This window comes from Kitasatospora sp. NBC_01266, from assembly GCF_036242395.1.
Classification (GTDB): domain Bacteria; phylum Actinomycetota; class Actinomycetes; order Streptomycetales; family Streptomycetaceae; genus Kitasatospora.
The window spans coordinates 5638563-5662304 of record NZ_CP108458.1; the positions used below are offsets into that span (position 1 = coordinate 5638563).

At 72.6% G+C, this 23742-nt stretch carries 23 protein-coding genes; 22 read left to right on the plus strand and 1 reads right to left on the minus strand.

Translation table 11 applies throughout. The annotated features are described in order from the left end of the window. Nucleotides 1-66: 66 nt before the first annotated feature. The 6 genes from OG403_RS24680 (at nt 67) to ftsH (ending at nt 8535) form a co-directional block, all read left to right on the plus strand. Complete coding sequence (locus OG403_RS24680; RefSeq protein WP_329567927.1) at nt 67-1455, plus strand: ammonium transporter; 1389 nt, start codon at nt 67-69, stop codon at nt 1453-1455. After that, nucleotides 1452-1790, plus strand: a complete 339-nt coding sequence (locus OG403_RS24685; RefSeq protein WP_329567929.1) for a P-II family nitrogen regulator — start codon at nt 1452-1454, stop codon at nt 1788-1790. The genes OG403_RS24680 and OG403_RS24685 overlap by 4 nt, the downstream gene beginning before the upstream one ends. A gap of 70 nt (nt 1791-1860) precedes the next feature. After that, complete coding sequence (locus tag OG403_RS24690; protein ID WP_329567930.1) at nt 1861-4272, plus strand: [protein-PII] uridylyltransferase; 2412 nt, start codon at nt 1861-1863, stop codon at nt 4270-4272. An 87-nt stretch (nt 4273-4359) separates the two neighbouring features. Next, nucleotides 4360-5928, plus strand: coding sequence for a signal recognition particle protein (gene ffh, locus OG403_RS24695; protein ID WP_329567932.1), 1569 nt, complete (start codon nt 4360-4362; stop codon nt 5926-5928). A gap of 95 nt (nt 5929-6023) precedes the next feature. Beyond that, nucleotides 6024-6557, plus strand: a complete 534-nt coding sequence (locus tag OG403_RS24700) for a GNAT family N-acetyltransferase (RefSeq protein WP_329567934.1) — start codon at nt 6024-6026, stop codon at nt 6555-6557. Between the two features lie 58 nt (nt 6558-6615). Continuing rightward, nucleotides 6616-8535, plus strand: coding sequence for an ATP-dependent zinc metalloprotease FtsH (gene ftsH / locus OG403_RS24705; RefSeq protein WP_329567936.1), 1920 nt, complete (start codon nt 6616-6618; stop codon nt 8533-8535). A gap of 27 nt (nt 8536-8562) precedes the next feature. On the opposite strand, the gene OG403_RS24710 is transcribed toward ftsH, so the two are convergent. Beyond that, nucleotides 8563-9351, minus strand: a complete 789-nt coding sequence (locus tag OG403_RS24710; protein ID WP_329567937.1) for a class I SAM-dependent methyltransferase — start codon at nt 9349-9351, stop codon at nt 8563-8565. 228 nt (nt 9352-9579) lie between these two features. Here OG403_RS24710 and proS point away from each other — a divergent pair, with 228 nt between their 5' ends. The 16 genes from proS to dprA all read left to right on the plus strand — a co-directional run bounded on the left by proS (nt 9580) and on the right by dprA (nt 23617). Beyond that, on the plus strand, nt 9580-10992 hold the full coding sequence (gene proS, locus OG403_RS24715) for a proline--tRNA ligase (RefSeq protein WP_329567938.1): 1413 nt from the start codon (nt 9580-9582) through the stop codon (nt 10990-10992). A 344-nt stretch (nt 10993-11336) separates the two neighbouring features. Then, on the plus strand, nt 11337-11924 hold the full coding sequence (locus tag OG403_RS24720) for a hypothetical protein (RefSeq protein ID WP_329567940.1): 588 nt from the start codon (nt 11337-11339) through the stop codon (nt 11922-11924). Nucleotides 11925-12117: 193 nt separating this feature from the next. Beyond that, a complete protein-coding gene (gene rpsP / locus OG403_RS24725) occupies nt 12118-12549 on the plus strand; it encodes a 30S ribosomal protein S16 (RefSeq protein ID WP_184935375.1) in 432 nt (143 codons plus the stop codon). Nucleotides 12550-12551: 2 nt separating this feature from the next. Further along, nucleotides 12552-12791: an RNA-binding protein gene (locus tag OG403_RS24730; protein ID WP_266293475.1), complete on the plus strand. Its 240-nt coding sequence runs from the start codon at nt 12552-12554 to the stop codon at nt 12789-12791. A gap of 167 nt (nt 12792-12958) precedes the next feature. Continuing rightward, nucleotides 12959-13507 (plus strand): ribosome maturation factor RimM, encoded by a 549-nt coding sequence (gene rimM, locus OG403_RS24735; protein ID WP_329567945.1) that lies wholly within the window; start codon nt 12959-12961, stop codon nt 13505-13507. Between the two features lie 14 nt (nt 13508-13521). After that, nucleotides 13522-14340 (plus strand): tRNA (guanosine(37)-N1)-methyltransferase TrmD, encoded by an 819-nt coding sequence (gene trmD, locus OG403_RS24740; RefSeq protein WP_329572522.1) that lies wholly within the window; start codon nt 13522-13524, stop codon nt 14338-14340. Nucleotides 14341-14492: 152 nt separating this feature from the next. Beyond that, nucleotides 14493-14843, plus strand: a complete 351-nt coding sequence (gene rplS, locus OG403_RS24745) for a 50S ribosomal protein L19 (RefSeq protein ID WP_329567947.1) — start codon at nt 14493-14495, stop codon at nt 14841-14843. A 64-nt stretch (nt 14844-14907) separates the two neighbouring features. After that, entirely contained in the window at nt 14908-15789 is an 882-nt protein-coding gene (gene lepB / locus OG403_RS24750; protein ID WP_329567949.1) for a signal peptidase I, read from the plus strand. Between the two features lie 13 nt (nt 15790-15802). Further along, nucleotides 15803-16747, plus strand: coding sequence for a signal peptidase I (gene lepB / locus OG403_RS24755; protein WP_329567951.1), 945 nt, complete (start codon nt 15803-15805; stop codon nt 16745-16747). A gap of 241 nt (nt 16748-16988) precedes the next feature. Continuing rightward, on the plus strand, nt 16989-18002 hold the full coding sequence (gene lepB / locus OG403_RS24760; protein WP_329567953.1) for a signal peptidase I: 1014 nt from the start codon (nt 16989-16991) through the stop codon (nt 18000-18002). Between the two features lie 177 nt (nt 18003-18179). Further along, a complete protein-coding gene (lepB, locus tag OG403_RS24765) occupies nt 18180-18959 on the plus strand; it encodes a signal peptidase I (protein WP_329567955.1) in 780 nt (259 codons plus the stop codon). A 116-nt stretch (nt 18960-19075) separates the two neighbouring features. Then, nucleotides 19076-19570, plus strand: a complete 495-nt coding sequence (locus OG403_RS24770; protein ID WP_329567957.1) for an NUDIX hydrolase — start codon at nt 19076-19078, stop codon at nt 19568-19570. Nucleotides 19571-19627: 57 nt separating this feature from the next. Beyond that, entirely contained in the window at nt 19628-19954 is a 327-nt protein-coding gene (locus OG403_RS24775) for a DUF2469 domain-containing protein (protein WP_184935368.1), read from the plus strand. A gap of 250 nt (nt 19955-20204) precedes the next feature. Beyond that, nucleotides 20205-20702 carry a YraN family protein gene (locus OG403_RS24780; protein WP_329567959.1) on the plus strand — a complete coding sequence of 166 codons (498 nt, stop codon included), beginning with the start codon at nt 20205-20207 and terminating at the stop codon, nt 20700-20702. 1 nt (nt 20703) lies between these two features. Next, nucleotides 20704-22326, plus strand: a complete 1623-nt coding sequence (locus OG403_RS24785) for a YifB family Mg chelatase-like AAA ATPase (RefSeq protein WP_329567961.1) — start codon at nt 20704-20706, stop codon at nt 22324-22326. Between the two features lie 46 nt (nt 22327-22372). Continuing rightward, nucleotides 22373-23617, plus strand: coding sequence for a DNA-processing protein DprA (dprA, locus tag OG403_RS24790; protein ID WP_442910973.1), 1245 nt, complete (start codon nt 22373-22375; stop codon nt 23615-23617). Nucleotides 23618-23742: the final 125 nt, after the last annotated feature.

Sequence of the window (23742 nt, forward strand, 5' to 3'; positions counted from 1 at the left end):
GACACCCCGGGTGGCACGGGACAGGGATCCCGAGGGTGGCGCGGCGGACACCTGGAGGAGACGCCGATGCCGGACGGCTTCAGCGCGGGCGATACCGCCTTCGTGCTCATCAGTGCGGCCCTGGTCATGTTGATGACCCCGGGCCTGGCCTTCTTCTACGGCGGCATGGTGAGGGTCAAGAGCACCCTCAACATGCTGGTCATGAGCTTCATCTCGCTGGCCATCGTCAGCGTGCTCTGGGTGCTCTACGGCTACACCCTCAGCTTCGGCAAGGACGCGGGCGCCGGCCTGATCGGCAACCTCGACCACCTCGGGATGCGCGGCATCGGCCTGAACGACCTGAACGGTTCGATCCCGGTCACCGCCTTCGCGGCCTTCCAGCTGATGTTCGCGGTGATCACCCCGGCGCTGATCAGCGGCGCGATCGCGGACCGGGCCAAGTTCACCGCCTGGTCGCTGTTCGTCGCGCTCTGGGTGACGGTCGTCTACTTCCCGGTCGCGCACTGGGTCTTCTTCACCGACAACGGGCACGGCGGCTGGCTGGTCGACCACCTGGGCGTGATCGACTTCGCCGGCGGCACCGCCGTGCACATCAACGCCGGGGTCGCCGGGTTCGCGCTCTGCCTGGTGCTGGGCAAGCGGGTCGGCTTCAAGAAGGACCCGATGCGCCCGCACAGCCTGCCGCTGGTGATGCTCGGCTCCGGCCTGCTCTGGTTCGGCTGGTTCGGCTTCAACGCCGGCTCGGCGCTGGCCGCCAACGGCGTGGCCGGTATGGCCTTCATGAACACCCAGGTCGCCACCGCCGCCGCGATGCTCGGCTGGCTGGCCTACGAGAAGCTGAAGCACGGCGCCTTCACCTCGCTCGGTGCCGCCTCCGGCGCGGTGGCGGGCCTGGTCGCCATCACCCCGGCCTGCGGCTCGGTCTCGATGCTCGGGGCGATCGCCATCGGCCTGATCGCCGGCGCCGTCTGCGCGGCGGCGATCAGCCTCAAGTACCGGCTCGGCTTCGACGACTCGCTCGACGTGGTGGGCGTGCACGCGGTCGGCGGGGCGATCGGCTCGGTGCTGATCGGCCTCTTCGCCACCGGCCACGTCGGCCAGAGCGCCAAGGGCCTGTTCTACGGCGGCGGTCTCGACCAGCTCGGCAAGCAGGTGATCGGCGTGGTCGTGGTCGCGGTCTACTCCTTCGTGCTTTCCTGGCTGCTCGGCCAGGCGATCCAGAAGACGATCGGCTTCCGGGTCACCGAGGAGGTCGAGGTGGCCGGCATCGACCAGGCCGAACACGCTGAGAGCGCCTACGACTTCAGCACGGTGGGGGCTAGCCTGACCCGTGCGCTGGGCACCCCCGCGGCCGCCCGGCCGGCCGAGCAGGTGGCCGCCGGGGCGTCGGTCGGGAATCCGGCCGGGAAGTCCGCCGAGAACAAGTCCGACAAGACCGAGGTCGATGCCCGATGAAGCTGATCACCGCAGTCGTCAAGCCCCACCAGCTGGAGCCGGTCAAGGAGGCGCTGCAGTCCTACGGGGTCCAGGGCCTGACCGTCACCGAGGCCAGCGGCTATGGCCGCCAGCGCGGTCACACCGAGGTCTACCGGGGCGCCGAGTACACCGTCGACCTGGTGCCGAAGGTCCGGATAGAGGTGCTGGTGGAGGACGCCGACGAGCAGGACGTGATCGACGTCCTGGTCAAGGCCGCCCGCACCGGGCGGATCGGCGACGGCAAGGTCTGGAGTGTCCCGGTGGACACCGTGGTCCGGGTACGGACCGGCGAGCGCGGGCCCGACGCGCTCTGATCCTCACGCAGCAGCGGACCCGCGAACCACCCGGCGCGGGTCCGCTCGCCCGTTCCACGGAGTCGCCGTGATGTTTGACTACCAGTCGGCCCGTGCCGACCTGTTCACCAACCCCGACCTGGCCGGCCGCGAACGCCGCGGCGCGCTGGCCGAACTGACGGACCGTTGGCTCGCCGCGCTGCTCGCCGCGGCGGGCGGTGACCAGGGCGGCGTCGCCCTGGTCGCGGTCGGCGGCTACGGACGCGGCGAGCTCTCCCCGCGCAGCGACCTGGACGTGCTGCTGCTGCACGACACGGGCTCGGTCGGCGCGCTGGCCGACCGGCTCTGGTACCCGGTCTGGGACAGCGGGGTGGGCCTGGACCACGCGGTGCGCAAGCCCGCCGAGGCGCGCGCGGTGGCCGCCGCCGACCTCAAGACGCAGCTGGGCCTGCTGGACGCCCGGCACATCGCCGGCGATGCCGAACTGACCGGTGCGCTGCGTTCGGCGGTGCTGGCCGACTGGCGGGCCAAGGCCCCTGAGCGACTGCCCGAGTTGCGCGCGCTCGGCCAGGAACGGGCCGAGCGACACGGCCAGTTGGCCTTCCTGCTGGAGCCCGACCTGAAGGAGGCGGCCGGCGGCCTGCGCGACGTGGTCGCGCTCGACGCGATCGCCGCCTCCTGGCTGGCCGACGCGCCCCGGGAGGGCCTGGACGCCGCCCAGCGCCGGCTCAGCGACGTCCGTGACGCGCTGCACCTGGCCACCGGCCGGACCACCGAGCGGCTCGCGCTGCAGGAGCAGGACCAGGTGGCCGCCGCCCTGGGCGTGCTGGACGCGGACACCCTGCTGCGCCAGGTCTACCAGGCGGCCCGGACCGTCTCCTACGCGAGCGACGTCACCTGGCGGGCGGTCGACCGGCTGCTGGTGGCCCGCCGCTCCCGCGGCCGGCGCCCGTTCCGCTTCGCCTTCGGCGGCGCCGGCCGGTCGGGCGGCGCCCAGCCGGCGGCCCGGGGCGTGGTGGCCCGCCGGCCACTGGCCGAGGGCGTGGTCGAGCAGGACGGTGAGGCGGTGCTCGCGCAGAGCGCCCGCCCGGCCGCCGACCCGGTGCTGACGCTGCGCGCGGCGGCCGCCGCCGCCCAGGCCGGCCTGGTGGTCGCGCACGCCACGGTGCGCCGGCTGGCCGCCGAGAGCAAGCCGCTGCCGGTGCCCTGGCCCACCGAGGCCCGCGAGCAGCTGATCACCCTGCTGGGCGCTGGCGAGGCCTGCCTGCCGGTCTGGGAGGCGCTCGAGGTCGAGGGCCTGATCACCCGGCTGCTGCCGGACTGGGAGCGGGTGCGCTGCCGTCCGCAGCGCAACGCCGTGCACACCTGGACGGTGGACCGGCATCTGGTGGAGACGGCGGTGCGGGCCGCCGCGCTGACCCGCCGGGTGGCCCGCCCCGACCTGCTGCTGGTCGCCGCGCTGCTGCACGACCTCGGCAAGGGCTGGCCGGGCGACCACTCGCAGGCCGGCGAGGTGATCGTGCGGGACGTGGCGGCCCGGATGGGCTTCGACCAGGACGACACCGAGACCCTGGCGCTGCTGGTGCGCCACCACCTGACGCTGATCGACACCGCGACCCGGCGCGACCCGAACGACCCGGCCACCGTCGAGCTGATCGCCAAGGTGGTGGGCACTGCCCAGCACCTGGAACTGCTGCACGCGCTGACCGAGGCGGACGCGACCGCCACCGGCCCGGCCGCCTGGAGCAGCTGGCGGGCCGCCCTGGTGGCCGCCCTGGTCGACCGGGTGGCCGTGCTGCTGGCGGGGGAGCCGGCCGCCGAACCCCTGGGCACGGCCTGCGCCGAGGAGGAGCGGCTCGCGGTGGAGGCGGCCAGGACCGGCGAGCCGGCCCTGACCCTGCGCGCCGTGCTGGTCGAGCAGGACCGCACGGCCGCCGAGCCGATGGGCGTGGAGCTGGTCCTGGCCATCCCGGACCGTCCCGGGCTGCTCGGCACGGTCGCCGGGGTGCTCGCGCTGAACCGGCTCACCGTGCGCTCGCTCACCCTGTGCGAGCTGGACCCGATCGGTGCCGGACCGGTGCTGCTGTTCTCCTGGCGGGTGGCCGCCGAGTTCGGCGAGCTGCCCGAGGCGGCCCGGCTCAGGGCCGACCTGCGCCGGGCGCTGGACGGCTCGCTGGACCCCGGCCGCCGACTGGCCGAGCGCGACGCGGCGGTGCCCAGGCGCCCCGGGATCAGCACCCCGCCCCCGGTGGTCACCGTGGCGCCCGGCGGCGCCTCGGCCACCGCCACCGTGCTGGAGGTGCGCGCGCACGACGCCCCGGGCCTGCTGCACCGGATCGGGCGCGCGCTGGACGCGGCGCGGGTTCGGGTGCGCACCGCGCACGTCAGCACGCTGGGCGCGGACGCGGTGGACGCGTTCTACCTGACGGACAGCGCGGGTGAACGGCTCGGCGAGGCCGCCGCCCGCACGGTGGCCGAGGAGGTGCAGCGGGCGCTCTGCTGACCGGGTGGGGCCCAAGGCCGGGGCGTCCGGATACCCTGGGGGCGACGACCGTACTCATACCGATGCCGCAAGGGACCCGCGACCGACGTGTTCGACACTCTTTCCGACCGCCTCGCAGCGACGTTCAAGAACCTCCGGGGCAAGGGCCGCCTCAGCGAGGCGGACATCGACGCCACCGCCCGGGAGATCCGGATCGCCCTGCTGGAGGCGGATGTCGCGCTGCCTGTGGTGCGGGCCTTCATCAAGCAGGTCAAGGAGCGCGCGCTCGGCTCCGAGGTCTCCGGTGCGCTGAACCCGGCGCAGCAGATCATCAAGATCGTCAACGAGGAGCTCATCAACATCCTCGGTGGCGAGACCCGTCGGCTGCGGTTCGCCAAGACCGGTCCGACCGTGATCATGCTGGCCGGTCTGCAGGGTGCCGGTAAGACCACGCTGGCCGGGAAGCTCGGCCACTGGCTGAAGCAGCAGAAGCACACCCCGCTGCTGGTCGCCTGCGACCTGCAGCGCCCCAACGCGGTCACCCAGCTCTCGGTGGTGGCCGACCGGGCCCAGGTGGCGTTCTACGGCCCCGAGCCGGGCAACGGGGTCGGCGACCCGGTCAAGGTGGCCCGCGACTCGATCGAGTACGCCAAGCAGAAGCAGTACGACGTCGTCATCGTCGACACCGCCGGTCGCCTGGGCATCGACGCCGAGCTGATGCAGCAGGCCGCCGACATCCGGGCCGCGATCAACCCCGACGAGGTCCTGTTCACGGTCGACGCGATGATCGGCCAGGACGCGGTCACCACCGCGCAGGCCTTCCTCGAGGGCGTCGACTTCACCGGTGTGGTGCTCTCCAAGCTGGACGGCGACGCCCGCGGTGGTGCGGCCCTGTCGGTCGCGCACGTCACCGGCCGGCAGATCATGTTCGCCTCCAACGGCGAGAAGGTCGACGACTTCGACGCCTTCCACCCCGACCGGATGGCCTCGCGCATCCTCGGCATGGGCGACATGCTCTCGCTGATCGAGAAGGCCGAGCAGACCTTCTCGCAGGCCGAGGCCGAGAAGATGGCCGCCAAGCTGCAGGGCGGCGGCAAGGACTTCACGCTCGACGACTTCCTGTCGCAGCTGGAGCAGGTCCAGAAGATGGGCTCGATCTCCAAGCTGCTCGGCATGCTGCCGGGCATGGGCCAGATCCGCGACCAGATCAACAACATCGATGACAAGGACGTCAACCGGGTCGGCGCGATCATCAAGTCGATGACCCCGGCCGAGCGGACCGACCCGAAGATCATCAACGGCTCGCGCCGGCTGCGCATCGCCAAGGGTTCGGGCGTCGGCGTCGGCGAGGTCAGCAACCTGGTCGAGCGCTTCTTCGACGCCCGCAAGATGATGACCGCGATGGCCTCCGGCAAGGGCATCCCGGGCATGCCGGGGATCCCGGGCATGGGCGGCGGCGGCAAGAAGTCGGGCAAGAAGGCGCCCGCTGCCAAGGGCCGCAAGAAGTCCGGCAACCCGCTCAAGCGGGCGCAGGAGGAGGCGGCCGCCGCCGAGCGCCGGGCACTGGGCCCGGGCGCGGGGGCGCCGGAGCCGACCCAGGGCGGTGCCTTCGGGCTCGGCGCGGGCAAGGGCCCGAGCGACTTCGAGCTGCCCAAGGAGTTCAAGGACCTGCTCTGAGCGGATCCTGAGCCAGGGCCCTGAGCCCCGGCCGAGCTGACGAGTCGAAGGGCCGGTCGTGCAGACCGGCCCTTCGCATGCCCGATGATGTTCGGATGAGTCGTGTGACCATTCGCGCCCCCAGGCCCTCCGATGCCGTGCTGTACGCCGCGGCGGTGCGGCGCTCCGCCGAGCACATCGGGCGCTGGAACCCGGTGGAGCCGGACGGGCTGCCGGACCTGCTGCAGCGTCAGAGCCCCGGGCTGCGCACCTACCTGATCGTCAACGCGGCCGACGCCGGCCTGGTCGGCAAGTGCAACGTCTCCAACATCGTGATGGGCCGCTACTGCAACGCCGCGCTCGGCTATGACAGCTACCTCCCCTACGCGGGCACCGGGCGGATGACCGAGGGCATGCGACTGGTGCTGGACACCTGCTTCGCCGACCAGACCGCCGGCGGCCTCGGGCTGCACCGGCTGGAGATCAACGTGCAGCCGGAGAACGAGCGTTCGATCGCGCTGGCCCGCCGGCTCGGCTTCCGGCACGAGGGGTTCACACCGCGGATGCTCTTCCTGGCGGGGGCCTGGCGCGACCACGAGCGGTTCGCCCTGACGGTGGAGGAGTGGCGCCCGCTGCGGGCGTCCGCCTGACCGCCCCCGGCGGCGTTGCTGATGGATCGTCAGCTTTTCGGCCCGTATGGTCCGAATCGTGACCGAACCCGTGCCGCCGCGTCAGAATCCCGACCAGCCCTGGCGGTCCGAGGGTGCGCCACCCCCACCACCGCAGCCCCCACCGCGCCGCAGGATGCCCGGCGGCTGGGTCGGGCTGATCCTGACCGCGCTGGCCGTCTTCCTGATCAGCGACCTGCTGCTGAGCTTCTTCGGCAACGGCGGCGGCACCACCGTCTCCTACACCGAGTTCAACAGCGAGCTGAACAAGGGCAACATCGCCAAGATCTACGCCAAGGGCGACGCGATCGAGGGCACCCTGAAGGCCGCCGCCCCCAAGCCGGACGGCGGCAGGGGCAGCTACACGGAGTTCACCACCCAGCGGCCCTCCTTCGCCAACGACAACCTCTACGGCACGCTGCTGGCCCAGGGCGTCGAGGTCACCGCCGAGCCGGTGGTGCAGCAGCGCAGCTTCCTGGCCAACCTGCTGATCTCGCTGGCCCCGATGCTGCTGCTGGTCCTGGTCTGGCTGCTGCTGGCCCGCCGGATGGCCGGCGGGCTCGGCGGCGGACCGCTGGGCCGCAAGGCCCCGCCGAAGCCGGTGGCGCCCGAGGAGGGCAAGCGCACCACCTTCGCGGACGTGGCCGGCATCGACGAGGTCAAGGCCGAACTGACCGAGGTGGTGGACTTCCTGAAGAACCCCGCCGACTACCGCAAGCTGGGCGCCAGGATGCCCGGCGGCGTGCTGCTGGCCGGTCCGCCCGGCACCGGCAAGACGCTGCTCGCCCGAGCGGTGGCCGGCGAGGCCGGGGTGCCGTTCTTCTCCGCCTCCGCCTCGGAGTTCATCGAGATGATCGTCGGGGTCGGCGCCAGCCGGGTGCGGGAACTCTTCGCCGAGGCCCGCAAGGTGGCCCCCGCGATCATCTTCATCGACGAGATCGACACCATCGGGCGCAAGCGCGGTGGCGGCAACGCGATCGGCGGCCACGACGAGCGGGAGCAGACGCTCAACCAGATCCTCACCGAGATGGACGGCTTCTCCGGCTCCGAGGGCGTGGTGGTGCTGGCCGCCACCAACCGGGCCGACGTGCTCGACCCGGCGCTGCTGCGCCCCGGCCGGTTCGACCGGGTGGTCAACGTCAGCCCGCCCGACCGCGACGGGCGCACCGCGATCCTGGCCATCCACGCCCGCGACGTGCCGCTCGCCCAGGGCACCAGCCTGGCCGAGGTCGCCAAGACCACCCCGGGGATGACCGGCGCGGAGCTGGCCAACCTGGTCAACGAGGCGGCCCTGCTGGCGGTCCGGCGCAAGCAGCCGACGGTCGGCCAGCGCGACCTCTCCGACGCCCTGGAGAAGGTCCAACTGGGCGCCGTGCGACCGCTGGTGATGCCGGAGGCCGACCGCCGCAGGACCGCCTACCACGAGAGCGGTCACGCCCTGCTCGGCATGCTGCAGCCGGGCGCCGACCCGGTCCGCAAGGTCACCATCGTGCCGCGCGGCCGGGCGCTGGGCGTCACCATGTCCACCCCCGAGGCGGACCGCTACTCCTACACCGAGCAGTACCTGCGCGGCCGGATCATCGGCGCGCTCGGCGGGATGGCGGCCGAGCAGGTGGTCTACGGGATGATCACCACCGGCGCGGAGAGCGACCTGGAACAGGTCACCAACATCGCCCGCGGCATGGTCGGCCGCTGGGGGATGAGCGAGCGGGTCGGCCGGCTCACCGCGATCCCGGACGACACCCAGGGCGCCTACGGGCTGTCGGCCGCGCCCAGCACCCTGGACGCGGTGGACCACGAGGCCCGGCGGATCGTCGCCGAGTGCTACGAGGAGGCGCTGGGCACCCTCGCGCAGCACCGCGGCCGGCTGGACGCGCTGGCCGCGGCCCTGCTGGAGCACGAGACGCTGGACGAGGAGGCCGCCTACCGGGCTGCCGGGATTGCGCGGACTGCCGACTGACACCACGTCAGCTCGACGGCCCTGGCGTCAGGTCCGGCGGGCCAGCACGTACTGGAAGGTGTTGGCCATCCGCACCGTGTCGTCGGCCCGGGTGAACGGGTGCAGCGCCTCGGCGACCTCCTTGGCCACCGGAGCCGCGCCCGCGTAGTCGATCGCCGCGTCGAACCAGCCGGTGGCCAGCAGTCCGCGCACCGCGCTGTCCAGGTCGGGGTAGCCGAACGGGCAGGCCACCGTGCCGCTGCCGACCACCCGCAGCCCGGCGTCGGCGGCCAGCCGGGTCAACTCGCCCGCGCCGCTGAGCCGGAACGGGTCGAGGGCGTGCCGCGGGCCGCCGCGCCGCCGGGCCACCTCCAGCACCGCCGCGCTCTGGCAGGCCTGCTCTGGCCCGAAGCCGGCCAGCGCCACCAGGCCGCCGGGCAGCACCAGGCGGGCCGCCTCCCGGGCCGTCCGCAGCGGCTCCTCGGCCAGCCGCAGCGGCTCGAAGACGGTGACCACGCCGTGCGCCGACCGGGTGGCGGGCAGCCCGGCGGTGACCCAGAGCCGACGCGCCCTGGCCAGCTCGCGCAGCTCCGGATCCGGCTCCAGGCCGGCCACCCGAGCCCCGCGTCCGGCTGCCAGCAGCAGCGCGAGCCCCGAGCGGCAGCCCAGGTCCAGCAGGCTGCCGCCGTGACCGACCGCCAACCGCTCGTGCACCGCCTCGTACAGCGGTACCAGCGTGCGCTCCTGGATCTCGGCCCAGTCGCGGGCCCGCGAGGCGGGAGTCGGTCGGGTCGCCTGGAACGGTGCTGCCGTGGCCGTGCCGTGCGCTGAAGCCATTCTGGTGGCCTCCCATCAGGTCCGGTCGGACGTGCTGCGGATGCTCCCCCCACTGCGTGCCCCCGACTCAAGCGAAGCGCGGCGCGGGCGCGCCGTCCAGAGGAGCACGCCGGTGTGCGCCAGCCCGCTGGGCGTGCGCCCCCCGGGGCCCGCCGGGCCGGGTCGTGCGGTGGCCGGGCGGTGGCAGCGATTCACACTCGGCCCGCCGGGCACCGTACGATTCGCCCCATGGCAAAGGCTCCCGTTCTCACCCCCCAGGCGGACGACTTTCCGCGCTGGTACCAGGATCTGATCAACAAGGCCGAACTGGCCGACAACGGTCCGGTGCGCGGCACCATGGTCATCCGACCGTACGCGTACGCGCTGTGGGAGCGGATGCAGCAGGACCTGGACGCGCGGATCAAGAAGGCCGGCGCGCAGAACGCCTACTTCCCGCTCTTCATCCCGCTGTCCTACCTGACCAGGGAGGCCGAGCACGTCGAGGGCTTCGCCCCCGAGCTCGCGGTGGTCACCCACGGCGGCGGCAAGGACCTGGAAGAGCCGGTCGTGGTCCGGCCGACCTCCGAGACCATCATCAACGAGTACTTCTCGAAGTGGGTGCAGAGTCACCGCGACCTGCCGCTGCTCATCAACCAGTGGGCCAACGTGGTCCGTTGGGAGCTGCGCCCGCGCATCTTCCTGCGCACCACCGAGTTCCTCTGGCAGGAGGGCCACACCGCCCACGCCAACTACGAGGAGGCGCGCGCCTACGCCTCGATGATCCACACGGACGTCTACGGCGACTTCATGACCAACGTGCTGGCGATCGACGTGGTGCCCGGCCGCAAGACGGCCAAGGAGCGCTTCGCGGGCGCCATCAACACCCTCACCCTCGAGGGCATGATGGGCGACGGCAAGGCGCTGCAGCTCGGCACCGCGCACGAGTTGGGCCAGAACTTCGCCAAGGCCTTCAACACCACCTACCAGCTGCAGGGCGCCGAGCGCGAGTACGTCTGGCAGACCTCCTGGGGTGTCACCACCCGCATGGTCGGCGCGCTGATCATGTCGCACGGCGACGACAACGGTCTGCGGGTGCCGCCGCGCCTGGCCGCCACCCAGGCCGTGGTGCTGGCGATCAAGGGTGACGACGCGGTGATCGCCAAGGTCCGCGAGATCGGCGCCGCCCTGGAGGCGGCCGGCATCCGCACCGTGGTGGACGACCGCACCGACACCCCGTTCGGCCGCCGCGCGGTGGACTGGGAGCTCAAGGGCGTCCCGCTGCGGATCGAGGTCGGCCCGCGCGACCTGGAGGCCGGCACCGCGATGCTGGCCCGCCGGATCCCCGGCGGCAAGGAGCCGGTGGCGATCGAGGGCCTGGCCGCGCTGCTGCCCGGCATCCTGGAGGAGGACCAGGCGCTGCTGCTGCGCCAGTCCCGCGAGCGCCGCGAGTCCCGCACGGTGGACGTGAAGACCATCGACGAGGCCATCGAGGCCGCCGCCACCGGCTGGGGCCGGATCTCCTGGGCCGAGCTCGGCCCGCAGGGCGAGGCGAAGCTCGCCGAGCAGGGTGTCTCGGTGCGCTGCATCGTCGCCGCCGACGGCTCGGTGCCGGCCACCGACGACCAGGAAGGCAATGTCGCGATCGTCGCGCGGGCGTACTAAATGGGTTATCCGCTCGCTGATTGAGTAACCGATAGGTGACGGCGTCTCGCCTACTGACCGGTCAACTCCCAGTGCGGGCGAACTAGCGGTACGGTGTACGGCCCGTGGCCCTGTCAAAATCGCGTCAGGGCCCGGGCCGAAACAACTCGGCGCGGCGCTCTGCCGCGCCCGGGAATCGGGCGACCCGGCGACGAACGGCGGGTGCGGACACCGAGGGGGTTGGTCTTGCGTCAGAATTCGAACGCTCAACACGGGCATTGTCACACCCAGCTGAGAGTTCTCCGGGAATTTTCGGTGAGCGCTCAAGAATGGAACGTCGGAACCTTCTCCCTCGTTGGCATAGCGTGAGCACGACACAGCCCCTCGTCCTCGCGGCCGAACTGGCCGCCGCCTGGAGCGACATCCAGGCCTACCACCGCGACCTGCCCGACCTCGCCTCGCCCGAGGCGCTGATCGGCGAGTCGTCCTCGGCCTGCGGCACCCAGCTCGGCTTCGAGCGGCTGCTGCACGAGGCCGCCCACGGTCTGGCCGCCGCCCGCGACATCCGGGACACCTCCCGGGCCGGGCGCTACCACAACCGTCGTTTCCTCCTCCTCGCCTCCGAGCTGGGGCTGGCGCACCCGGTGGAGCCGCACGCCAGTAGCGGTTTCTCCCAGGTGACCATGCTCCCCGAGACCCAGGAGCGGTACGCCGCGACCATCGAGCGGCTGGAGCGCGCCCTCGGCGCCCACCAGCAAGCGGTGGCCGGGACGCCCGACGGCGGAGTGCTACGCGCGTTCCGTGGCCCGGCGGCCCGGCACGGTTCCTCGGGCGGTGGCGTCCGGGTGAAGGCCGTGTGCGGCTGCGGTCGCAACGTCCGGGTGGTGCCCTCGGTGCTCGCCCAGGCCTCGATCGTCTGCGGCGCCTGCCAGCAGCCGTTCAAGATCACCTGAGTGCGCGTTTCCCCTGACCGGGCCCGCCCCGGTCGGGGGAGCCGTGCCCGGTGTGGCACAATCGATAGCTGATACCCGGCAGCCAACAGGAACCCTCTCGCCTACGGCTGGCGTGTCATTCGAACGACCGACCCCGCAACCCCACGCGGTGTGCGGTCGCTCACCCACGTCAACTCCAGGAGAATCCACTCCCGTGGCAGTCAAGATCAAGCTCAAGCGTCTCGGCAAGATCCGTTCCCCGCACTACCGCATCGTCGTCGCCGACTCGCGCACCAAGCGCGACGGTCGCGCGATCGAGGAGATCGGCATCTACCAGCCGACCTACAACCCCTCGAAGATCGAGGTCGACACCGACCGCGCCCAGTACTGGCTGTCCGTCGGCGCCCAGCCGACCGAGCCGGTGCTCGCCATCCTCAAGCTGACCGGCGACTGGCAGAAGTTCAAGGGCCTGCCCGCCCCGGCCCCGCTGCTCGTCGCCGAGCCCAAGGTCGAGGACTTCTCGCACCTGTTCGCGAAGGCCGTCGCCGGCTTCGAGGACGCCACCACCGGTGTCGCCATCACCCCGAAGGCCAAGAAGTCGGACAAGGCCGAGGCTGACGCCGACGCCGCTTCCACCGAGGCCTGAGCGTGATCGAGGACGCCCTCGATCACCTGGTGAAGGGCATTGTCGAGCACCCCGAGGATGTCCAGGTGCGCTCGCGCAACCTGCGCCGGGGTAACACCATCGAGGTGCGGGTGCACCCTGATGACCTCGGCAAGGTGATCGGCCGTGGCGGTCGCACCGCGCGTGCGCTGCGCACCGTGGTGGGCGCGCTCGGCGGTCGCAACGTCCGCGTCGACCTGGTCGATGTGGACAACATCCGCTGACGATCACCGTCGTCTTCTGATCCGGCCGGGACGCCTCGCGCGTCCCGGCCGGATCTGTCTTTTGCGGCAATCCGGCTTCAGGTCGACGCGGCTTCGGGCCGACAACAACTTCAGGCAACACAGCTTTCAGGCAACACCGTCTCGGTACTAGTGCTCAGGAGTGCACCGTGCAGCTCGTCGTCGGCCGGATCGGCCGTGCCCACGGCATCAGGGGGGACGTCTTCGTCGAGGTCCGCACCGACGAGCCGGAGCTGCGGCTCGGACCCGGCGCGGTGCTGCTCACCGACCCCGCCGGCGTCGGCCCGCTGACCATCGAGTCCGGCAAGGTGCACAGCGGCCGGCTGCTGCTCCACTTCGAGGGCGTCAAGGACCGCACCGCCGCCGAGGCGCTGCGCAACACGATGCTGATCGCCGAGGTGGACCCGGAGGAGCGGCCGGAGGACGAGGACGAGTACTACGACCACCAGCTGATCGGCCTGGACGTGGTGCTGCTCGACGGCACCCCGGTCGGCGAGCTCAGCGAGGTGGTCCACCTGCCGTACCAGGACCTGCTGACCGTCACCAGGGCCGACGGCACCGAGGTGCTGATCCCGTTCGTCTCGAAGATCGTGCCGACCATCGACCTGGAGAACCAGCGCTGTGTCATCGACCCGCCGGCCGGGCTGATCGACGAGGCCCAGGCCGAGGTCGACGGCGGGCCGGAGAGCGAGCGATGAGCGTCCACCAGGGGATGCGGATCGACGTCGTCACGATCTTCCCCGAGTACCTCGACCCGCTGAACGTCTCGCTGGTCGGCAAGGCCCGGGCGCGCGGCCAGCTCGACGTGCACCTGCACGACCTGCGCTCCTGGACCCATGACGTGCACCGCACGGTGGACGACACCCCGTACGGCGGCGGCCCCGGCATGGTGATGAAGCCCGAGCCGTGGGGCGAGGCGCTGGACGCGGTGCTCGCGGCGGGACCCGAGGGGGAGGTGCCGACGCTGGTGGTGCCCACCCCGAGCGGGGTGCCGTTCACCCAGGAGCTGGCCCAGGAACTGGCCGGGCGGCCCTGGCTGGCCTTCGCGCCCGCCCGGTACGAGGGCATCGACCGCCGGGTGATCGAGGAGGCCGCCACCCGGATGCCGGTGGTCGAGGCCTCGATCGGCGACTACGTGCTGGCCGGCGGCGAGGTCGCGGTGCTGGTCATGGTCGAGGCGATCGCCCGGCTGCTGCCCGGCGTGCTCGGCAACGCCGAGTCGCACCGGGACGACTCCTTCGCTCCCGGCGCGATGGCCGACCTGCTGGAGGGCCCGGTCTACACCAAGCCCGCCGAGTGGCGCGGCCGGGCGGTGCCCGAGGTGCTGCTCAGCGGCAACCACGGCAAGATCGCCCGCTGGCGGCGCGAGCAGGCCTTCACCCGCACCCTGGCCAACCGGCCCGACCTGGTGGAGCGCTGGCGGTTCGAGGACTTCGACAAGAAGGAGCGCGAGGCGCTCAGCGTGCTCGGCCTCGGCTGGGACCAGCAGCAGGGCCGATTTCTTCGACCCGCCGAGGCTGTGGAAGAATAGGCCGCTGTTGTCTGTCGCCGGGACCGCTCTTCGCGGTCCGGTGGTCCGGTGCCCCCGCCACGGGGGGATCCCCGCAAGCCGAAGCGACCCGCAACGAACCCCATTGTGACGATTTCCGTGGGCGGCCCGTGGCGCCTGCGATGGAGAGCATCATGAGCAACAAGCTCGCTGCTGTCGACGCGGCCTCGCTGCGTACCGACATCCCGGCCTTCCGCGCCGGTGACACCCTGAAGGTCCACGTCCGGGTCATCGAGGGCAACCGCTCCCGTATCCAGATCTTCCAGGGCGTCGTGATCCGCCGCCACGGCGCGGGCATCGGTGAGACCTTCACCGTCCGCAAGGTGAGCTTCAACGTCGGCGTGGAGCGCACCTTCCCGGTGCACACCCCGATCGTCGAGAAGATCGAGGTCGTCACCCGCGGTGACGTCCGTCGCGCCAAGCTGTACTACCTCCGTGACCTGCGCGGCAAGGCCGCGAAGATCAAGGAGAAGCGCGACCGCTGAGTCGCTGCCCCGGGCTCGCCCCGGGAGTGCGGCACGCTCAGGGTTGGCCGCTAAGCTCAGCCCGATGAGCACCCATGAACCGATCGCGGACCGCGACGGCACCTCTGCACCTGCGGGTGCGGGGGCGCCGTCGCGGTCCGCGGCCGTTTCGGAGCCGGCTGCCGCCGCCGAGGCCGCGGCAACCGGTGGGGACGCCGCGGCAGCCGGTGGGGAGGCCGCCGAAGATGCCCTCGCGCCGGACGGGACCGAGGAGCAGCAGCCGCCCGGCTGGAGCCTGGGCTACCTGGCCAAGCTCGGTGCCGTCTGCCTGCTGGTGCTGCTGCTGGTCGTCATCTTTGTCGCACAGCCCTTCGTGGTCCCGTCCGGCTCGATGGAGAACACGCTGCGCCCCGGCGACCGGCTGGTGGTGAACAAGCTCGCCTACCAGTTCGGCGGCACCGTCCACCGTGGCGACGTGGTGGTCTTCGACGGCACCGACTCCTTCGTGCCGGGCGGCGACAACACGATCGATCTCGGCAGCGAACTGCGCAAGCTCGGCACCGCGCTGGGCCTGACCTCGGACGACTCGATCTTCGTCAAGCGGGTGATCGGCGTCGGCGGCGACCGGGTGACCTACCGGCCCGGCGAGCGGGAGCTGGCCGTCAACGGGGTGCCGCTGGCCGAGTCGGACTACCTGTACCCCGGGGACGCGCCCTCCACCGTGGGCTTCGACGTCCAGGTGCCAGCCGGCGAGCTCTTCGTGCTGGGCGACCACCGCAGCGCCTCCAGCGACTCCCGGGACCACCTCGGCGATCCCGGCGGCGGCTTCGTCCCGGTCGGCAAGGTGATCGGCCGGGCCGACTGGGTGGTCTTCCCGGTCGGGCACTGGTCCGCGCTGGACACCCCGGCGGGCTTCGCGGCGATCGCCGCGGCGGCGAGGGGCGGTGGCCATGGGGAGTCGCGGTAGGGCGGCGCAGGCCGTGACCGTCGAGGAGCCCGGGATCGTCGAGCCGCCGGGGGCGCTGGTCGGTGCCCGCGGCCGCGCCCAGCGCCGCCGCACCGCACGGCGGGCGGCCGGCCGGGGCCGGCGCGCCCTGCTGCGCGAGGTGCCGCTGATCGCCGTGGTCGCGCTGCTGATCGCGCTGACCCTGAAGACCTTCTTCGTGCAGGTCTTCGTGATCCCCTCCGGCTCGATGGAGCAGACCATCCAGATCGGCGACCGGGTGCTGGTCGACAAGCTCACGCCCTGGTTCGGCAGCACGCCGCAGCGCGGCGACGTGGTGGTCTTCAAGGACCCGGGCGGCTGGCTGGAGAGCGCCCCCGCGGACAGCGGCGGACCGGTCGGCCGCGGCTTCAGGGACGCCTTCAGCTTCGTCGGGCTGCTGCCCTCGTCCAACGAGCAGGACCTGATCAAGCGGGTGATCGGGGTCGGCGGTGACACCGTGGCCTGCTGCGACGCCGGCGGCCGGATCACCGTCAACGGCCGGCCGATCGACGAGCCCTACCTGGCGCCGGGCAATCCGCCCTCGCGGATGCCGTTCCGTGTCACGGTGCCCCAGGGGCGCCTGTGGGTGATGGGGGACCACCGCGACCTGTCGGCCGACTCGCGCTACCACATGTCCGGGCCCTGGCAGGGCACCGTGCCGCTGTCGAACGTGGTCGGCCGCGCCTTCCTGATCGGCTGGCCGCTGGACCGCGTGCACTGGCTCTCCCGGCCGACGTACGGCACGCCGGCGGCACTGGGCCCGCCGACTGCCGGACAATCCCCCGGGGTCAGCCCGGATCCCTTGGAACCCTCGCTCGTTATGGGGATGTTGGGCGTCTCGCCTGCCGTGCTGCGAGGTCGGCGCGGGGCGTTCACCGGCGGCTCACCGGCCGCCAGGCGGCGCTGGCGGGCGGCTCGGCGGTCCGCGGGCGCGGACTGACGGTTCGCCCGGTCCATCGGGCCGCCGTGTGGGAAGACCCGGGTGGACCACTCGGGGTGATAGAGAAGTGCAGACGTTCCCGGGCTTGTCCGTGGGAACGGTTCCGAAGGCTGTGCTGGTGTCCGGCCGTCCGACCACGGACGTGCGGACCCGGGTTCACGGTCGGTCACAGGCGTGGTGCCGGCTGTGCGGCACTGGTGAGCGCGGACGATGGTCGTCCGCACAGCAGGGAGGAGATGTCGTGGGGGATCTGGTGATCGGCGCCCGCGGGGCCGGCGAGCCCGAGGGCTCCGGCGGCCGCACGGCCCAGTCCACCGAATCCGGACAGCCATCCGAGCCCACCGACGGCCATGGCGGCCACGGCGAGGGCGGGTTGCCCGAGGGCGGCGCGGGCGAGCAGCCGGCGGCCGACCAGCCGCAGCTGCCGGACGTGCCGGAGGACGTGCAGGAGAAGCCCGGCGGCGAGCGCAAGCAGCGTTCGTTCTGGAAGGAACTGCCGATCCTGATCGGCATCGCGCTGGTCCTGGCGTTGGTCATCAAGACCTTCTTCGTGCAGGCCTTCTCGATCCCCTCGGCGTCGATGGAGCAGACCCTCAAAATCGGCGACCGGGTGCTGGTGGACAAGCTGACCCCGTGGTTCGGCGCCAAGCCCGACCGCGGCGACGTGGTGGTCTTCCACGACCCGGGCGGCTGGCTCGGCGACGGCGAGACCGCCCAGCAGAGCTCCAACCCGGTGGTGCGCGGGATCCAGGACGCGCTCAGCTTCATCGGCCTGATGCCGGCGGCCAACGAGAAGGACCTGATCAAGCGCGTGATCGGGGTGGCCGGTGACACCGTCGAGTGCCAGGGCAACGGCCCGCTCACGGTCAACGGCGTGGCACTGAACGAGCCGTACGTCTACACACCCGGGATGACGCCCCCCAACCCCTGCGGCGGCACGCCGTTCGGGCCGGTCAAGGTGCCGCCGAACGCGATCTGGGTGATGGGCGACCACCGCAACGACTCGCTGGACTCGCGCTTCCACCAGGACCAGCCGCCGACCAAGACCGAGCCCGGCGGCGGCTTCGTCTCGGTGAACGACGTGGTCGGGCGGGCCTTCGTGGTGGCCTGGCCGGTGAACAACTGGGCCACCCTGCCGGTGCCGTCCACCTTCAACCAGAAGGGCATCTCGGCCGAGGGCCTGGTGCCGCCGGCCCTCGGCGTGGTGGGGACGATGCCGGTCGCCCTCTGGCTGCGTCGCAAGCGCCGCAACTAGCGGGGCGGCCGGCGCGATCGGCGCCGGGCCCGCAACGGCCTTCATCCCTGCTCGGCTCTTGCGCGGGCCGTGGTACCGACGAGTAATCTGCTCGGACGTGCCACGGCCCGCCGCCGTGTCCGGCCCGCCCCCAGCCTTCGGCCGGGAGGTACCCCCACGCCACCCAGGACGGTCCCGATGAGCAGCCTCGCCGAAGAATCCTCCGGTCCGGGCGCCGCCGCACCCACCGCTCCCGCCACCCCGGCCCGGCGCCGCCCAGGGGTCGGCGCGGTGCTCCAGGGGGTGGCCCTGGTCCTGGGCCTCGGGCTGCTGCTGGGCGGCTTCGGGATGATCGCGCTGGACTACCGGCCGTACCAGGTGCCCACCGGCTCGATGTCCCCGACCATCGCGGCCGGTGACACCGTGCTGGCCCGCAAGGTGGACGGCGCCCAGGTCGGGCGCGGCGACATCGTCGTCTTCCACGACCCGACCTGGGGCAACGCGACCATGGTCAAGCGCGTGGTGGGGGTCGGCGGCGACACGGTGGCCTGCTGCGACGCCCAGCACCGGTTCACCGTCAACGGCGTACCGCTCGACGAGCCGTACGTGGCGCCGGGGGGCCCGCCGAGCGCGGCGTTCAGCGCGAAGGTCCCGGCCGGGCGGCTCTTCCTGCTGGGCGACAACCGCAGCGGCTCGCTGGACTCCCGGGTGCACCTGGACGACCTGGCCGGGACGGTCGCGACCTCGCAGGTGCAGGCACGGGTGGAGGCGACCATCTGGCCGTTCGGCCACGCCGGTCTGCAGGGGCGTACGGTGGCGTTCGACGCGCTGGGCGGCCCGGTGGCCGCCAAACCCGGGCCGCTGGTGCCGCTGGCCTGGGCGGCGGTGGCGGGCGCGGTGATCATCGTGCTGACCTCGCTGACCGGTCCGGTGGCGGCGCTGGCCCGCCGGATCCGCGGGGCGGGGCGCCGGGGGTAGTCGGGTCCGGGGCGCGGCGCGGGGGAGCCCGGTGGGCTCTCGGGTGTTCTGGTGTTCTGGTGTTCTGGCGTTCGGGGTGTTCGGGGTGTGAGGTGGCCGATGGGGCAGGGGTTCGGATGACAGCGCAGGAGCCGGTGCGACGGCGGGAGGCCGCCCGGGTGCTGCTGCTCGATGCGGCGGACCGGGTATTGCTCTTCCACGGTTTCGATCCCGCCGAACCGGCACGCACCTGGTGGTTCACGCCCGGTGGCGGGCTGGAGCCGGGCGAGGACAGCCGGGCGGCGGCGCTGCGCGAGCTGGCCGAGGAGACCGGACTGGCCGGGGTGGAACTGGGCCCGGTGGTGGCCGTCGACCTGGCGGAGTTCAGCTACGACGGCGAGCGCTACCAGCAGCGCCAGTGCTTCCACCTGGCCCGTACGGTCGGGGTCGGACCGGTCGACCTGGACAGCTCCGGCAGCGCGCCGGACGAGCGCGAGCAGTTGAGCGAGGCGCGCTGGTGGACGGTGGCGGAGCTGCGCCGGACAGCCGATCAGGTCTACCCCGAGCGCCTGGTCGAGCTGCTGGAGCTGCTGCTGCGCGGGGGAGTGCCCGTCGAGCCGGTCCGCCTCTGAGTGCGGGTGCGGTGGTCCACAATGGGGAAGGACTCGACGAGCTGAGGGGACGCCTGTATGAGCGCGGAAGATCTCGAGAAGTATGAGACCGAGATGGAGCTCAAGCTCTACCGGGAGTACAAGGACGTCGTCGGCCTGTTCAAGTACGTGATCGAGACCGAGCGCCGGTTCTACCTCACCAATGACTACGAGCTGCAGGTGCACTCGGTCCAGGGGGAGGTGTTCTTCGAGGTCTCGATGGCCGACGCCTGGGTCTGGGACATGTACCGCCCGGCCCGGTTCGTCCGCAAGGTGCGGGTGCTGACCTTCAAGGACGTCAACATCGAGGAGCTCGCGAAGAGCGACCTGGAGCTGCCCTCGGACGAGGCCGGCTTCGGGAACTGAGTGGGGGAGCAGGGCAGGGGACCAGGGCAGGGGGGCTGGAGCGTGGGGGCTGCGTGCGGGCACTGAGCGCACGACACTGAGCGCGGGCACTGCGCACAGGAACTGAGCGCATCATCGGATGAGCTCCTCGCGGCCGCGCCCGACCGGGGGAATGTCGCTGTCCACACCCCCGGGGTTCTCCACAGCTTGACGACACCCCGTGGCCGAGAAGCCCGCGCGGCGGCAACCTCCGTATCCGGAGGTGATCGCGATGCAGAACGCACACACGGCCCTGGGCCGCTACGGCGAGGAGGTGGCCGCGCGCCGTCTCACCGAGGACGGCCTGCGGGTCCTGGAGCGCAACTGGCGCTGCCCTGAGGGCGAGCTCGACATCATCCTGCTGGACGACGACACGATCGCTGTCTGCGAGGTCAAGACCCGCTCCGAGCACAGCTTCCAGCAGCCCGAGGAGGCCCTCGGCCCGGCCAAGGCCGATCGACTGCGCCGACTCGCCGAGCGCTGGCTGGTCGAACGGTGGCCGGAGCACTTCGCCCGGTTCACCCGGGCCCTGCCCGCAACGCCATCGATCCCGGCACCGCCGACGGCCCAGGGGGCGGCCGCCGGGCCGAGCGCCGTGGGCCCGGTCCTGCCGGTGCTGCCGATCGGCGAAGTGCCGCTACCGCCCGGCGGCGTACGGATCGACCTGGTCTCGGTGGTCAGCCGGGCCCGCGGTGCCGCCCGGATCGAGCACCTGCGGGGGGTGATCTGAGATGGCTTTCGCCCGTACCTGCTCGGTGGCCCTGCTCGGAGTCGACGGCGTGGTGGTCGAGGTTCAGGCCGACCTCGAGCCGGGCGTCGCCGCCTTCGCCCTGGTCGGCCTACCCGACAAAGCCCTCAGTGAGGCCCGCGACCGGGTCAGAGCGGCGGTCTCCAATTCGGGTGAGCGGTGGCCGCAGCGCAAACTCACCGTGGGGCTCAGCCCGGCCTCGGTGCCCAAGAGCGGCAGCGGCTTCGACCTCGCGGTGGCCTGTGCCGTGCTGGCCGCCGCCGAGCGGCTGCCACCGCCCGCCATCGCCGATCTGCTGATCATCGGCGAACTGGGGCTGGACGGCCGGGTCCGACCGGTGCGCGGCGTGCTGCCCTCGGTGCTCGCCGCCGCCGACGCCGGATACCGCCAGGTGGTGGTGGCCGAGCAGACCGCGGCCGAGGCGGCGCTGGTCCCCGGGGTCTCGGTGCTCGGGGTGCGCAGCCTGCGCCAGCTGATCGCGCTGCTCACCGACGAGCCGGTGCCCGAGGAACCGCCGGACACCGTGGCGGGCGGTCCGGACCCGCTGATGGCCGGGCTGCTGCTGCCCGGCACCGCTGTGCGCCGCACCACCGCCGACTCCGAGTACGGTCCCGATCTGGGCGACGTCGCCGGGCAGGAGGAGGCCCGCCGGGCGCTGGAGATCGCCGCCGCCGGGGCCCACCACCTCTATCTGAAGGGTCCACCCGGGGCCGGCAAGACGATGCTCGCCGAGCGGCTGCCCGGCCTGCTTCCGCCGCTGACCAGGACGGAGGCGCTTGAGGTCACCGCCGTGCACTCGGTGGCCGGCCTGCTGCCCCCGGGTCGCCCGCTGATCGACCTGCCGCCCTACTGCGCCCCGCACCACTCGACCACGATGCCCGCCATCATCGGCGGCGGCAGCGGGCTGCCCCGCCCGGGAGCGGTCTCCCTCTCCCACCGAGGCGTGCTCTTCCTGGACGAGGCACCGGAGTTCCCGGTCCGGGTGCTCGACGCGCTGCGCCAGCCGCTGGAGTCCGGCGAGGTGATGATCGCCCGCTCGGCCGGCTCGCTGCGGTTGCCGGCCAACTTCCTGCTCTGCCTCGCGGCCAATCCGTGCCCATGTGGGCGCCACTCACGCCGGGGCGAGGGGTGCGACTGCACGCCGACCATGGTGAACCGGTATCAGGCGCGGCTCTCCGGGCCGTTGCTCGACCGGGTGGACCTGCGGGTCCAGGTCGACCCGGTGACCCGGACCGAGCTGCTGGGGCGCGAGCGGTCGGCCGAGCGCACCCAGGTGGTGGCCGAGCGGGTGCGGGCCGCCCGGGAGCGGGCCGCAGCTCGACTCGCCGGGACGCCGTGGCGCACCAACGCCCAGGTGCCCGGGCGGGAGCTGCGGACCCGTTGGCGGCCGACGGACGGCTCGCTGGCGGAGGCCGAACGCGAGATGGAGCGCGGGCTGCTCACGGCGCGCGGGCTGGACCGCGTGCTGCGAGTCGCCTGGACCGTGGCGGACCTGGCGGGCTGTGACGCTCCCGGAGCCGTCGAAGTGCGCACCGCGCTCGCACTGCGGCGTGGCTTCCCGGGCGGCGTCCGCTCGCTCGGCGGCGAGACAGGGGCTCGGCCATGACCCGAGCGGACGAAGTGTGTGGGGCCCACGGGAGGGAGCGGATTCAGTGGACGACAAGCCGGTGGATGACAGGTCGGCGGGCGGCCCGCAGGTGCGCGCCCCGCAGGCGGACAGCGCGCCGCCCGGCGCGGTCCAGACCGAGCTGGCGCTCGGCGTCGGCGCCGCGCCGGTGTCGCCGGTGCGGGAGCGGCTGGCCCGCGTGGCGCTGACCCGGTTGTTCGAGCCGGGCAGTCCGGTCGCGGGCCGCTGGTTGCGGTCCCACCCCGCAGTCGAGCTGATCGAGCTGCTGCGCGGCGGCGGTACGCATCGGGAGCTGAAACTCGATCAGCAGCGCCTGACCGTGCTGCGACAGCGCCTCGCCCTGGCTGACCCGGTCGCCGATCTCGAACGCCTGCGCTCCCTCGGCGGCCGGTTCCTGATGCCGGGCGACGCCGAGTGGCCCAGCCAACTCACCGACCTGGCGGACGCCGCGCCGATCGGCCTCTGGGTGCTGGGCACCGGATCGCTGCGCCTGCTCGCGCTGCGCTCGGTCGCCGTGGTCGGCTCCCGCTCCTGTACGTCCTATGGCGCGCATGTCGCGACCGAGCTGGCGGCCACGCTCGCCGAGCGTGGCTGGGTGGTCTGCTCGGGAGCCGCTTACGGTGTCGACGCCGCCGCCCACCGCGGCGCGCTGTCGGTCGGCGGCATGACCGTGGCCGTGCTCGCCTGCGGGGTGGACGTGCAATACCCGCGCGGTAACAGCGAGCTGATCCGCCGGATCAGCGAACAGGGCCAGCTGGTCAGCGAACTGCCGCCGGGCGAGCACCCGAGCCGCTTCCGCTTCGTGCTGCGCAACCGGGTGCTCGCGGCCCTGACCCGCGGCACGGTCGTGGTGGAGGCGGCACCGCGCAGCGGAGCGCTCAGTACGGCCCGGCGGGCCCAGGAACTCAATCGGCACACCATGGGCATCTGCGGACCGGTCACCTCCGAACTCTCGGCCGGCGTGCACGCGCTGATCCGCGGTGGTGGCGCCACCCTGGTCACCGACGCGGCCGAGGTGATCGAGCAGATCGGCGCGATCGGGGCCGACCTGCCGTCGCCGGCCCGGTGCCGTCCCCGGCCGCGGGACCTGCTGCACCACACCGCCGCGCTGGTGCTGGAGGCGATCCCCGGCGGACCGCTCGGCGCCCCGGTCGGCGAGCTCGCGCTGCGCACCGCGCTCCCGGCGGACCAGGTGCTCAAGGAGCTCTACGAACTGTGCTCGCTGGGGTTCGTCCAGCGGGCGGGATCGCACTGGAGAGTGATCCGTTGACAGCTGACGAATCGTGCGGTTCCCGCTCCTCGTTGGTGCGGTCACGGGCACTCGGGCCGCACGTCGGTGCCGCGCCCGTTCCGGAGTCCGTTCCCGCGACCGAGTGAACGCCACCGGAACGGGCG

Bases quoted from the DNA above. Each gene is read 5' to 3' on its own strand.
- lepB (WP_329567955.1), top strand. From the start codon at position 18,180: ATGAGCAGCCTCGCCGAAGAATCCTCCGGTCCGGGCGCCGCCGCACCC.
- OG403_RS24710 (WP_329567937.1), bottom strand. From the start codon at position 9,351: ATGGCTTCAGCGCACGGCACGGCCACGGCAGCACCGTTCCAGGCGACC.
- OG403_RS24780 (WP_329567959.1), top strand. From the start codon at position 20,205: ATGCAGAACGCACACACGGCCCTGGGCCGCTACGGCGAGGAGGTGGCC.
- OG403_RS24785 (WP_329567961.1), top strand. From the start codon at position 20,704: ATGGCTTTCGCCCGTACCTGCTCGGTGGCCCTGCTCGGAGTCGACGGC.
- lepB (WP_329567949.1), top strand. From the start codon at position 14,908: ATGAGCACCCATGAACCGATCGCGGACCGCGACGGCACCTCTGCACCT.
- rplS (WP_329567947.1), top strand. From the start codon at position 14,493: ATGAGCAACAAGCTCGCTGCTGTCGACGCGGCCTCGCTGCGTACCGAC.
- OG403_RS24770 (WP_329567957.1), top strand. From the start codon at position 19,076: ATGACAGCGCAGGAGCCGGTGCGACGGCGGGAGGCCGCCCGGGTGCTG.
- OG403_RS24685 (WP_329567929.1), top strand. From the start codon at position 1,452: ATGAAGCTGATCACCGCAGTCGTCAAGCCCCACCAGCTGGAGCCGGTC.
- OG403_RS24690 (WP_329567930.1), top strand. From the start codon at position 1,861: ATGTTTGACTACCAGTCGGCCCGTGCCGACCTGTTCACCAACCCCGAC.
- OG403_RS24680 (WP_329567927.1), top strand. From the start codon at position 67: ATGCCGGACGGCTTCAGCGCGGGCGATACCGCCTTCGTGCTCATCAGT.
- trmD (WP_329572522.1), top strand. From the start codon at position 13,522: ATGCGGATCGACGTCGTCACGATCTTCCCCGAGTACCTCGACCCGCTG.
- OG403_RS24700 (WP_329567934.1), top strand. From the start codon at position 6,024: ATGAGTCGTGTGACCATTCGCGCCCCCAGGCCCTCCGATGCCGTGCTG.
- OG403_RS24775 (WP_184935368.1), top strand. From the start codon at position 19,628: ATGAGCGCGGAAGATCTCGAGAAGTATGAGACCGAGATGGAGCTCAAG.
- proS (WP_329567938.1), top strand. From the start codon at position 9,580: ATGGCAAAGGCTCCCGTTCTCACCCCCCAGGCGGACGACTTTCCGCGC.